The sequence below is a fragment of the Luteibacter jiangsuensis genome, assembly GCF_011742555.1.
In the GTDB taxonomy this organism is placed as follows: domain Bacteria; phylum Pseudomonadota; class Gammaproteobacteria; order Xanthomonadales; family Rhodanobacteraceae; genus Luteibacter; species Luteibacter jiangsuensis.
On sequence record NZ_JAAQQR010000009.1, the window covers coordinates 76,664 to 89,061 of the forward strand.

Genomic DNA, 12,398 nt, shown 5'->3' on the forward strand with positions numbered 1-12,398 from the left:
CGGTACGGGGCGGCTGGGAAAACCACCTATAATCCCGCCTTTACCGTACGGACCGCTCGCCGATGCGCCTCAGCAAGTTTCACCTCGCCACCGTCAAGGAAGTCCCCGCCGACGCGGAAATCGCCAGCCACCAGCTGATGCTGCGCGCCGGCATGATCCGCAAGCTCGCCTCCGGTCTCTATACGTGGACGCCGCTCGGCCTGCGCGTGATGCGCAAGGTCGAAAACGTGGTCCGCGAGGAAATGGTTCGCGCCGGCGCGGTGGAAATGCTGATGCCGTCGGTGCAGCCGCGCGAACTCTGGGAAGAAACCGGTCGCTGGGAAAAATTCGGCGGACAACTGCTGAAGATGAAGGACCGCAAGGAGCAGGACTACTGCTACGGCCCCACGCACGAGGAGGTCGTGACCGACTTCGCGCGCAACGAGCTGAAGAGCTACAAGCAGCTGCCGCTCAACGTGTTCCAGATCCAGACCAAGTTCCGCGACGAGATCCGGCCCCGTTTCGGCGTGATGCGCGCGCGCGAGTTCCTCATGAAGGACGCCTACTCGTTTCACCTCACACCGGAATCGCTCGGTGAGACGTACGACGTGATGTACACGGCGTATTCGCGCATCTTCACCCGCCTTGGCCTGGCATTCCGCGCGGTCGACGCGGACACCGGCGCCATCGGTGGCAGCGCCAGCCACGAGTTCCAGGTGCTGGCCGATGCTGGCGAAGACGCCCTCGCCTTCTCGGACGCATCGCCCTATGCGGCGAACATCGAGAAGGCGGAAGCCCTCGCGCCGGCCACCGAACGCCCCGCGCCCACAGCGGCCTTGACGCGGGTAGACACGCCCACGCAGCGCACGATCGAGGAAGTCAGCGCCTTCCTGGGCGTGCCGGCCACGCAGGTGGTGAAGACGATCCTCGTCCGCGGCCGCGAAGGCCTCGTCGCCCTTTGCGTGCGCGGCGACCACGAGATCAACGAAGTGAAGGTGGCCCATCTTCCCGAGATGCCCGACGAGTCCGAACTGGCGAGCGAAGCGGACATCCTCGCCGCCACCGGTGCACGCCCCGGCTTCATCGGCCCCGTGGGGTTGCCCGAATCGATTCCCGTCATCGTCGACCGCAGCGCCGCGGTGCTGGCGGACTTCGTGTGTGGCGGCAATCAGGACGGCACGCACTTCACCGGCGCGAACTGGCAGCGCGACGCACGGATCACGCGTGTTGCGGACATCCGCAAGGTAGTGGACGGCGACGCCTCGCCCGATGGCAAGGGCACCATTCGTCTCGGCCGCGGTATCGAGGTGGGTCACATCTTCCAGCTCGGCCAGAAGTATGCCGAAGCCATGGGTGCGGGCGTGCTCGACGACCAGGGCAAGATGCGCACGATGTACATGGGTTGCTACGGCATCGGCGTCAGCCGCATCGTCGCGGCGGCCATCGAGCAGAGCCACGACGAGGCCGGCATCGTGTGGCCCGAAGCCATGGCACCCTGGCGCGTGGCGGTATGCATGATCAATCCGAAGAACGACGCGGCGGTGTCCGAAGCAGCCGAATCGCTTTACCAGGCCCTGTCGCAGGCGGGGATCGACACTCTGCTGGACGATCGTGGTCTCCGCCCCGGCCCGATGTTCGCGGACATGGAGCTGATCGGTATTCCGCATCGCGTTGTGGTGAGCAGCCGCGGCCTCGAGGCTGGCACGTTCGAATACCGCGCCCGCACGGACGCCGAAGCGCGCAACGTGACCCGCGAGGAACTGTTCGCCCTGCTGGGCTGACCCCGCTTGGGCTGATCTCCCCACCACTTCCGGCAAGCTCGGAAGTGGTGGGTCAACCACTAAGCGTTACCTCGCCAGATAGCGGTAGATTCCGATCGACTGCAACGCGGTCGGCTCTGCGTGGACCTCCGACATGGCAGCTTCCGGCCGCCAGACCATGTCCCCGAGATTCGAACCCAGAGCTACCCTGCCCGCTTCGGAAAAATCAAAAATGCTACCCGATACGAGGTATCGACCATCCTCGTCTATCTGAAGCCCCGACATGATGGCGAAGACCCCTTCAGGTTGCATTTCCGTCACGAGGCCTTCCGTGCCGAAGCTTCGATCAGGCGTTCCATCGGCGTTGAATCGCCTTAAGGTGAATGGGCCCTGGCTTCCGAATATGGTTCCCGACGATACGACCTTACCGTCCGTCTCTTGTATGGCCACGTTTTGCTCGGAGTTTGCCCTTCCCTCGTAGGGAAGGAGAAGAGGCTCTCCATTGTTGAAAGTCGTGTCGAATCCGGAACCATCCGACTTAACGCGCGCAATCACTCCGATCTGCGCGCCAGTCAACCCTACCGAACCGACTATGACGATCTTTCCGTCATCCTGTACGGCGATCTTGTTTATCTGATTGCCATCGGGGTCGCTGGGCACCGCGAAGTAAAAATGCCCACCTACGCCGAAGCTGGGATCCGGGTTGCCGCTCGAGTCATAGCGCGACAGCATGCCCCCGTTGCGGCCAGTGCCATTCAACAACAATTTGCCATCGGCGAGCACCGTGACTTTCCCAAGTGACGATCCGGGCGGAAACTCGTAGGACACGCCACCTGAACCGAATGCCTGGTCCAGGGAGCCGTCCGCGTGCAAGCGCAGCAGGCCGGTGTCGGACCGCATGCTACCCGGGCCATAGCTTGAGTTGATGGCGGCAACGATCTTTCCATCCGGCTGCATCGCCATGCGCCTTGTCTGATCGAAAGGAGTCAGTGGGAGGTCGATTTCGACGACGCCACCTTTGCCGAAGGTGGAATCGAGGTCGCCATTCGGAAGAAGACGGGCATATATCAGCGTGCTGGTCTCGTCGGGCCGCTTCGCGTCGCCTCCCACGAGCAACCTGTCATCATCCAGTATCTGAAAATCGGTAAGGATCCACTCGCGATTCACGGCAAGGTCCGTCCGCTTTATGCCACCCTCGCCGAAAGCGACATCCAACCTGCCGTCAGGCAAGTGTCTTACCAGTGACACGTTGCCGAAGCCACCGCTTCCGACCGACAGGATCTTTCCATCGGAAAGCAGTTTCGATGACCCATTGAAGTGATCGTTGACGACCAGCCTGACGTGACCGCTGTCCCCGAACTTGAGGTCCGGGCTACCTGCATATTTTTGCGCTTCCATCGGCACTCCCTCCATGAATTCAGGAGCAATCTGCTCCCGGGATGGACCGGCAGCATAGGCACATGCGTCAGAAGCAGTCCATCCATAAGGAGCGATGGCATGGCAAGAACGCGGTGCGGAATCGGCATTCGCCGAAGAAGTCGTTGAAGTCTCGCGCAATGTGCGGTGGTTGCCCGGCTTGGCATCGTATGTGTCTTCCATTGCGACGGCGCTCGCCGACACGACGCTCATGACACCACTCGCCACCAACATCGTAAGACGTTTACGCCGCACCCAGAGCCGCCGGCGCCCGTCTTCTCCATCTGCACAGAATACATTTCTCATGACTCTCCCTTCATGTGTTTATAAGCAGCTCGACGTCGTCGCGAGATCGACGACCTGTAGCACCGACTCAGTCATATCTGACGCATAGCGTCTAAATGTGCTGACGGCCGCTTAAGGAGAATGTCACGCCGGCAGACGCTCAATCCACGCGAAAAATCTGAAAATTCGTAAAATTTCTGAACCGCTCATGCGCCCGTCGAGACGCATTGCAATAGGTTCCGGAGTTAATCTCTGAAGGCACCATCTAATATAAACGTAGGCGATAGCCGAGGCTGGCCCCTTTTGCTGACACTTGCGTATTTCAGGCTGACATAACGGGATCTATTAGGCACAATCTCCACTCGCTCATAAGCAGCGAGTCATGGGTCGATGCGGCCCTGTTCATTACTACCGAAATACGCGGAGTGGCCAATGGCAGTCGATATCAAGAACCTCAACCAGAATCAGCTGAACGAGTTGATCGCCAAGGCGCAGGCCCGGCAGAACGAACTGCGCAAGGAGAAAGTCTCCAAGGTTCGCGAAAAAATCAACGCGCTGCTCAAGGCGGAGGGCGTCACCCTCGACGATGTATTCGGTAACCGCGCACCGAAAGCACGCCGCGCCGGAGCCACCGGCACCGCGCTTGCCGCCAAATACCGCAATCCCGCCAATCCCGAGCAGACCTGGTCCGGCCGCGGCAAGCGCCCGAACTGGTTCAACGATGCATTGAAGGCCGGCAAGAAGGAAAAGGACCTGCTGGCCTGACTTTTCTGTGGGAGCCGCTTCAGCGGCGATAGGTACGCGCGGCAAGCTTGCCCGCTGCCGCGGGATCGCCGCTGAAGCGGCTCCCACAATTAAAGAGAGCGTCGCGGAGCCACGATGAGGTCGCCGAACAGCAGGCCCGCCACGAGCGACACGAGCAGTGTGATGCCCAGCAGACCGGTGTCCATGCCGAGCGATGCGTCGCGGTCGAGCAGGTAGGACACGCTGCGGAAACTCACCGAACCAGGTACCAGCAGGATGATGCCCGGCTCGCGCACTACGGCCCCGGGCATGTGTGCGTAACGCGCATAGACATTGCTCAGCGAGCTCAACAGCAGCCCGCCAACGAACACGCCGAACGGCGCGCCCGGCAGGGAACCCGAAATGCTGCCGCCCCACGCGGTGGCGAGGTAACCCAGCACGACCGACGCCATCACCACCGGCCATGTGCGTGGAGCCGCGCGAAACAGGATGGCGAACGAAAACGCGCCGAGGATCAACGACGGCCAGTCGGCCCACGACGGCAACGGCGGCAGCGCGTAGTTGCGCGCCACCACCCCGAGGGCCTCGCAAAGCTGGCTTGCCGCCACGGTACCGAACGTGAGCTTGAGCAACGTGGCGATGGCGCCACCCATGCGGGCCACGCCCGAGACGAGGTGCTGGCTGGAAATCTCGCGCACCGCGGTGGTAAGCGCCATACCCGGCAGGAGCACGATGAGGCTGCCGAGGATCACCGACTTCAACGCCAACGGCACGATGTACGCACTGACCACGGTGGCGATGGCGGTCGCCACCATGGCACTGATGGCCTCGCTTGCGGCGGACAGCTGCGGGCGGCTGGCGGATGCCACCGTGATGAGACCGATGACGACACCGATGACGCCGGCGGTAACGAGGTCGGGCCATGCGCTGTGCAGCAGCAGCGCGACCACACTCGCCGCGCAGAGCCCATAGCTTGCGATGACGCCCAGCTGTGCGCGGAACGTATCCGGCGCACCGAGCTTGCGGAGGAGGTGGAAACCTTCGCGGAGTTCCATCTGGCCGTCGATGACGGCATCGGCGATGCGGTCGGCTTCGCAAAGGCGTGCGAGGTTCACGTCGCCCGGGGGCAGGCGCATCACCTGCGTGACCTGCGCCACGCTCTCTTCGCCCTGCCCCAGATCGGCGAAGGACACAATGATGGCCGTGGGGCTCGACCATACGTCCGCGGACAGGCCGAGCCGTTGCGCCGAACGCCCGATCGCGGTTTCCAGACGAGGTGCCGTGGTGCCGTACTGGTGCAACCGACGCGCAAGCTCGGTGAGGAACGCGATACGGGTGTTGATCGCCGTGGTGGCGAAACTCACCGGTACCGTCAGCGGCGCGGGTTCAGCCAATGTCCGCCGCCTTCACGCGGAGCGTGGTGCCGTCGATGCCCACGACCTCCACGGTGGCGCCGAGCGGAAGGTCCGGGCCGGTGACGAGCCAGGTGCCGTCGCCGACCTTCGCCTTGCCGCGGCCGTTCTGGATGGCTTCGCACAGCACGTAGCGCTGGCCGATCAGTTGCTCGCCGCGGCGGTTGAGACGCTCGTTGCCGGGCGGTACGCGGTCGAGCCGCGGCCGCACCAGTTTCCAGTAGGCAAAGCAGGAGACGAAGGCAAAGGCGGCAAAGACGATCGCCTGCGCCAGCGAGCCCATCTCGGGCACGATGAGGAGCACGACACCCATGGCGGCGGCCGCGATGCCGATCCACAACATGAAGTAGCCGGGCAGGATCACTTCGCCGCCGATAAGCAGTAGCGCGACGATCCACCAGAGGTAGTGAGTGGCCACCTGCTCCATGTCAGCGCGGGAGCGGCGGCGTGCGGGAGGGCGCCGCATCGGGCGACGGCCGCTGCTGGGCGGCGAACGAATCCTTCGCGAGTTCGGCGATGCCGGCGAGCGAGCCGAGGATGCCGGATGCCTCCATGGGCAACAGCAGGGTTTTCTGGTTCGGCGACTTCGCCATTTCCTTCAGCGCCTCCACATAGTTGTTGGCGACGAAGTAGTTCAGCGCATTGACGTCGCCACCCGCGATGGCCTGCGACACCATGGTGGTGGCCTTGGCTTCGGCTTCAGCGAGGCGCTCGCGTGCTTCCGCCTCGCGGAATGCGGCTTCCTTCTTGCCCTCGGCCTCGAGGATGGCGGACTGTTTCTCGCCGTCGGCCTTGAGGATGGCCGCCTGGCGGAAGCCCTCGGCGTCCAGGATGTTCGCGCGTTTTTCGCGCTCGGCTTTCATCTGGCGGGCCATGGCATCGACGAGGTCGCGCGGCGGCGAGATGTCCTTGATTTCGATGCGGGTGACCTTGACGCCCCAGGGATGCGTGGCTTCGTCCACCACGCCCAGCAGCTTCGCGTTGATGGCGTCGCGCTGGCTGAGGCTTTCGTCGAGGTCCATTGAGCCGAGGACCGTGCGGATGTTCGTCATGATGAGCGCGAGCGCCGCAGCCTCGAGGTTCGCGACCTCATAGGCGGCCTTGGCGGCGTCGAGCACCTGGTAGAACACTACACCGTCGACGCGGACCACCGCGTTGTCCTTGGTGATGACGTCCTGCGAGGGGACGTCGAGCACCTGCTCCATCATGTTCATCTTGCGGCCGATCGCATAAACGAACGGAATGAGGAAGTGCAGCCCGGGCGTGAGCGTGCCCGTGTACTTGCCGAACATCTCGACTGTCCATTCGTAACCTTGCGGCACGATGCGGATGAGCTTGGCGAGTACGATGACGGCGACGACGACCACCACCAGTGCAACGATGCTTCCCATGGCCTGGTTTCCCTCTCCCGGTGTTGTTCCCCGGAGTATAGGCGATGGAGCTCAGGCCGAAACGACGGGGAGGACCAGGGTCACGCGCAGGCCGCCGCCATCGCGGTTGGACAGCGCGATGCGCCCTCCGTGCGCTTCCGAAATTTCGCGCGCCAGGGCCAGTCCCAGACCCGTACCCGATCGTTTGGTGGAGTAGAAAGGCAGCAGCGCCTGCGCCAGCACGGTTTCGCTCATGCCGGGGCCGCGGTCGGCCACCTCGATCAGCATGTCGCGGCCCACGTGGTGCACGGCGAGGGTCACTTCCTCCGGATCGCCACCGGCCTCGTGCGCGTTCTTGATCAGGTTGATCAGCACCTGCTCCACCTGGGTGGGGTCGAACCACCCTTGCTGTTCCGGCAGCGGTGCCGCGAGACGGAACGTGGCATGCAATGCCAGGGCATCGAGGAACGACGCCCAGACCACCGCCCGGGACTGCGGGGCCGGCAGCTTGGCGAAGCTGGCATAGCCGGCGATGAAACTGTGCAGGTGCTTCGCCCGGTCGCCGATCGAGGCGAACACGCCCGGCAGGCGCTCGAGGTCGCCTCGCCGCGCCAGTTCCGCGCCGGAATGGGAAAGGGACGAGATGGGCGCCAGCGAATTGTTCAGTTCGTGGCTGATCACGCGAATGACGCGCTTCCAGGTATGCACTTCCTGGCGCGAGAGTTCGCGCGTCATGCGCCGGTACAACTGCAGGCGGTGCGGCTTGCCCTGGAGCCGGAAACCCCGCTGGGAGAGGTGGAAGGTTTCCTCGCTGCCTTCCATTTCCACCGAGAACAAGGCGTCTTCCCCGCTCTTCGCGGCCTCGCGCAGGCTCTCCGGCATCTCACCGAGCACCTCGTCGAAGTCCAGCCCCGCGAGCGTGCGGCCCTCGTTGAACAGGTGGCGCGCGGCGATGTTGGCGTAGGTGACCTTGCCGGCGCGATCGGTGAGGACCAGCGCCACGGGCGTGTTCTGCACCACGGTGTCCAGCAGCAGTTCGCGCTGGGCGATGTGCTGCCGCTGATCGCGCAGGGTCTGGCCAAGGGCGTTGTGCATGCGGATCAGGTCGCCCAGTTCGTCCCGCCGCGTGGTGCCGATGGACATGCTGAAGTCGCCGTCGCGGTAGCTGGCCACCGCGCTCTCCAGAGCCCGCATCAGCCGTCGCAGCGGCTCCACCAGCGCGTGCGCCACCCAGGCCGACAGGGGCAGCAGCACGATGAGGCAGATCACCATGGCGGTGCCGACGTCGAAGGTCTCCAGCGGCGGGGCCGGCGGAAGTTTCCCGGCCTTGTCCGGCACGGTGCGTATCCAGACGAGCAGCTGCGGGAACGGCCAGATCGACACGCCGGCGAATACCAGGGCGCCGACGATGGCGGAACAGGCGACGACCAGGGTCATCCGTCCTTCGAGCGAGAGGGTCTTCATGGCAGCGAACGTATCAGACCGCCAGGCCGTAGCGCTCCATGCGCCTGTAAAGCGCCTGCCGTGACAGCCCCAGGGTGCTGGCCGCCCGGCTCACCACGCCACCTGCGGAAGCGAGGGCGGCTTCGACCGATTCGCGGCTGGGTTCGTCGAGGTTCCTGGCCACATGCGCCGCGGGAGGCGGCAGGGCGAGGTGTGCCGGTTCGATGCGTCCGTCGGCGGCGAGCAAAGCGGCACGCGCGATGGCGTTCTTCAGTTCGCGCACGTTGCCCGGCCACGAATGGGCCAGCAAGGCCTCGCGCGCGTCCTCGGAAAGCATGGCCTTCCCGTCGAGGAAGAATTCGGCCAACGGCAGGATGTCGTCCGTGCGCTCCGAGAGCGGCGGCAGGTTCACGTCGATCACGTTGAGGCGGTAATAGAGGTCTTCGCGGAAGGTGCCTGCGGCGATCATCGCCTTGAGATCGGCATTGGTGGCACTGACGACGCGCACCTTGGCCTGGCGTGTGCGGCCCGACCCGAGGCGTTCGAACTGGCCCGTTTCCAGCACGCGCAGCAGCTTCATCTGGCCCGGCAGGGGCAGGTTGCCGATCTCGTCCAGGAACAGCGTGCCCCCATCGGCCATTTCGAAGCGGCCTTCCCGCGCCTTGTTGGCTCCGGTATAGGCGCCGGCCTCGGCACCGAACAGTTCCGCTTCGATCAGTTCGCCCGGCAAGGCACCGCAATTCACCGCCACAAAGGGACCGCGCCGAACGGCGGAGTTCGCGTGCACGATGGCGGCGATGCGCTCCTTGCCGGCTCCGTTCGGCCCCGTGATGAGCACGGGCACATCCGAACGCGCCACCTGGCAGGCCAGTTCGATCGTGCGGCTCATGGCTTCGGAGGCGAACACCAGGCCGTCGAGGTCGTAGCGACTTTCCAGCGCCTCCTTGCGGCGGCGGCGTTCCACGCGGGCGCGAGTCACCTCGCGGGTGGATTCCGAGAGTTCGAGCAGGTTTTCCACCGTCGCCAGCAGCTTGGTGTCGTCCCACGGTTTGGCCAGGTAATCGGCCGCCCCGGCCTTCACCAGTTCCACGGCCGCCTCGAGGTGCGTCCACGCGGTGAGGAGGATCACGGGAAGGTCGGAATACCGCGCGCGGATCGCCTTGAACAGGGCCGCGCCCTCCTCCCCGGAGGTGGTGTCGGCGGTGAAGTTCATATCCTGGATGACGACATCCACCCGCTCCCGGGCCAACGTCGCCAGGCCATCCTCCGGCGTGAGCGCCACCAGCGGGTGGATGTCGCGCAGGCTCAGGGCGAGCGAAAGGGCTTCGCCCACGGCGGGGTTGTCGTCGATGATCAGTACGCAGCGCATCTGGTTTCTTCGCATGCAGCCATGGATGCCTCCCCCGGCGAAAAGGTTGCTATCCCGCCGGCACCTCGTCCCATTCTAGGGACACTTCGATAATTTATCCGCGCGTGGCTACGACAGGCGGCACCGAGGCCGCCCGCAGGGCGGGGGCCAGCACAGCCGCCTGCCCCAGTGTCCAAAGCACGATCGCCCCCACCGGCAGGTAGGTCCAGGGCAGCCGGGGCAATTCGTACTGGCGCATCAGCAGCAAGTTGATCCCGTAGGCCAGTGCCATGCCCAGGACGATACCCATGCTGGCCAGCAGGAAATTCTCGGTCTGGAAGTAACGCAGGATGGCCGTCCGGCTCGCCCCGAGGGCCCGGCGCACGCCGATCTGGCGACGGCGCTGGGCGACCCAGAAGCTCGCCAATCCCACGATGCCCAACGCGGTCACCACCAGCAGGGCCACCGACACCGCCGCGAGCAGCACCGTCATCGCGCGGTCGGTGGCGAAGTAACGGCCGCGGATGTCCGAATACAGGCGTGCCTCCACGACCACGCGCCGGGGCTCCGCCCTTTTCAGTGCGGCAACGGCATCCTTGAGCACACGAGCCGCCTCGCCGTGCCGTGCGCGCACAAAATAACCGCCGCCGTAGGCCGGCACCATCCGCCACGGCATCACCAGCGTGTTGTTCGCGTCCTCGCGCGCACCGACCCGTGCGGCCGGCAGCCGCTCCAGGACGCCCACGACCCGCGCCGGTTCCCCTCCGACGAACACTTCCCTGCCTATCGCCGACTCGCCCGGGAACAGCCGGTTCGCCAGGTCGCTGGTGACCATCGCCACATGACTGCTCGTCGCCTTCCCGGCCACGAGGTCGTCCACCCACGAGTACTCCTGCGGACGGAACACCCGCCCCGCCACGAGACGGGTGCCCAGGGTTTCCACGAGCGATTCGCCGTAGAACATCGCCACCGTCGCGCTGGGCGACTGCTGCGACCTGTCCAGCTTCAGCCCCGAGTTCCACGCGTTGCCGCCGAACGGCAATGAATTGCCCACGGTGACCGCCTGCACGCCCGGAATGGCGCGCAGGGTCGCCAGGTCCGTTTCCACCCTGGCATGCAGGTCGCGGCGCGGTCCAATGTCCGAGACGGTGATCCGCATCAGATCGCCCTCGGCGATGCCGCTGGGCGTCAGCATCCAGCTCACGCGGTCGCCGATCAGGAAGATGGCGTTGCAGACGATGGCGCACGTCAGCGCGATCTGGAGGACCAGCAACGTGGCGGTGAGCCGATGCCTGCGCAGCGTCGACACGATGGGACGAACGTCTGTCAGCATGTCACTGGCTCTTCAATTGCAGCGCCGGCGCGATGCGACAGGTGCGCCAGGCCGGAATCAGACCCGCGGCGATGGCCGCGGCGATGGAAATGACGAAGGTGGCACCGAGCATGGTGAGATCGAGGTGCGCAAGCTCGGCCGAAGCGCCCGGCTGCATGCGTACCACCGCGAGCCCGAGCACGGCCACACCCAACCCGCCGACGCCGCCCGCAAGACCGATGACGCCGGCCTCGACGAGCAACTGCGCGAACACGCTGCGTCGCGACGCGCCCAGCGCACGACGCACGCTCACCTCTCCCGCGCGACGCATGAACTTCGCCAGCATCAGACCCACGGTGTTGACGAGACAGACTGCGAAGAACCCCAGCGCCAGCCACACCTGGAGCCTGACGTCGCTCGGCACCACGCGCTGCTGGTCGAGGAACTGCATGACGTTCGGCAGCGCGGAGACCGCCGGCCGTTCGAAGCGGCCGAGCGCCACCTGCTCGTGCACGTAGCCGTCCAGGAACCGTCGATAGGACGCGACGGTGGTCGGATCGTCCAGCTGCACCCAGAACTGCAACCAGACGCAGTTGGCCGTTTCCATGTCCGCCTCGTCGGACGACTTGTTGCCCCAGCACTCGATACCGCCGTTGCGCTTGAGCTTCGCGGCGCGGGCGGTACCCAGCGGAACGAATACCTCTTCGCCCACGCTGTAGTTGCCCGAGTTCAGGTCATAGAAATGGGGCACTGCGCGCCACGGTGCCAGCACGCCGACGATGCGCAGATCCGCGCCATCGACATGCAACGTTCGCCCCACACTGTTTTCGCCGCGGAAGAGGCGATCGTTGAGTTCGCCACCGATGACGGCGACACGCGTACGCGACTCGTCGTCGGTCGCCGACCAGCCCTGGCCGTACCGGAAGGGCACGCCGAACATTGCGAAGAAATCGGCCGTCGTGTATCGGGCAGGCACGATGAACGGATCGATGGCGAGGTCGTCGGACTGCACCGGCGTGGAGCCCGCGGCCATCAACGCCTGCCGGCGGGCGCGCGCGGCATGAAGGAGGTTCATGCCGTCCGCCCACGTGACCTGCGTCGGCAATTCGTCCGGATGGTCGTCGCGCTCCTTGTCACGCGGGTCCATCTGCGGCATGAAGACCGATCCGCTGCGACCGGGCAGCGGATCGCCCGACAGTACGTGCAATACAGTGAGCGTGGTGATGCTCGCTCCGATGCCAAGCGCCACGGCGAGAATCATGAGTGCCGTAAGCGCCTTGCTTCGCCGCAGACTGCGCACGGCGAGTTCCATGTAATAACCGAACATCC

At 65.0% G+C, this 12,398-nt stretch carries 10 protein-coding genes; 2 read left to right on the top strand and 8 right to left on the bottom strand.

All coding sequences use genetic code 11. The features are described from left to right. Nucleotides 1-62: 62 nt before the first annotated feature. Complete coding sequence (locus tag HBF26_RS16570; RefSeq protein WP_167128996.1) at nucleotides 63-1,760, top strand: proline--tRNA ligase; 1,698 nt, start codon at nucleotides 63-65, stop codon at nucleotides 1,758-1,760. 66 nt (nucleotides 1,761-1,826) lie between these two features. Here HBF26_RS16570 and HBF26_RS16575 read toward each other — a convergent pair whose 3' ends face one another. Continuing rightward, nucleotides 1,827-3,368 (bottom strand): hypothetical protein, encoded by a 1,542-nt coding sequence (locus tag HBF26_RS16575; RefSeq protein WP_167128998.1) that lies wholly within the window; start codon nucleotides 3,366-3,368, stop codon nucleotides 1,827-1,829. A 504-nt stretch (nucleotides 3,369-3,872) separates the two neighbouring features. Here HBF26_RS16575 and HBF26_RS16580 point away from each other — a divergent pair. Next, entirely contained in the window at nucleotides 3,873-4,205 is a 333-nt protein-coding gene (locus HBF26_RS16580; RefSeq protein WP_167129000.1) for an H-NS histone family protein, read from the top strand. 89 nt (nucleotides 4,206-4,294) lie between these two features. Here the strand turns inward: HBF26_RS16580 and HBF26_RS16585 are convergent, their stop codons facing one another. From HBF26_RS16585 to HBF26_RS16615, 7 genes are all read right to left on the bottom strand, one after another. After that, nucleotides 4,295-5,578 (bottom strand): threonine/serine exporter family protein, encoded by a 1,284-nt coding sequence (locus tag HBF26_RS16585; RefSeq protein WP_240151397.1) that lies wholly within the window; start codon nucleotides 5,576-5,578, stop codon nucleotides 4,295-4,297. Next, a complete protein-coding gene (locus HBF26_RS16590) occupies nucleotides 5,571-6,023 on the bottom strand; it encodes an NfeD family protein (protein ID WP_167129002.1) in 453 nt (150 codons plus the stop codon). The genes HBF26_RS16585 and HBF26_RS16590 overlap by 8 nt, the downstream gene beginning before the upstream one ends. A gap of 1 nt (nucleotide 6,024) precedes the next feature. Further along, nucleotides 6,025-6,987, bottom strand: coding sequence for an SPFH domain-containing protein (locus HBF26_RS16595; protein WP_167129004.1), 963 nt, complete (start codon nucleotides 6,985-6,987; stop codon nucleotides 6,025-6,027). Between the two features lie 51 nt (nucleotides 6,988-7,038). After that, entirely contained in the window at nucleotides 7,039-8,430 is a 1,392-nt protein-coding gene (locus HBF26_RS16600; RefSeq protein ID WP_167129006.1) for a sensor histidine kinase, read from the bottom strand. Between the two features lie 13 nt (nucleotides 8,431-8,443). Continuing rightward, nucleotides 8,444-9,778 (bottom strand): sigma-54-dependent transcriptional regulator, encoded by a 1,335-nt coding sequence (locus tag HBF26_RS16605; protein WP_167129008.1) that lies wholly within the window; start codon nucleotides 9,776-9,778, stop codon nucleotides 8,444-8,446. Between the two features lie 94 nt (nucleotides 9,779-9,872). Further along, entirely contained in the window at nucleotides 9,873-11,090 is a 1,218-nt protein-coding gene (locus HBF26_RS16610; protein WP_167129010.1) for an ABC transporter permease, read from the bottom strand. A gap of 1 nt (nucleotide 11,091) precedes the next feature. Then, on the bottom strand, nucleotides 11,092-12,396 hold the full coding sequence (locus tag HBF26_RS16615) for an ABC transporter permease (RefSeq protein ID WP_167129011.1): 1,305 nt from the start codon (nucleotides 12,394-12,396) through the stop codon (nucleotides 11,092-11,094). Nucleotides 12,397-12,398 lie beyond the last annotated feature (2 nt).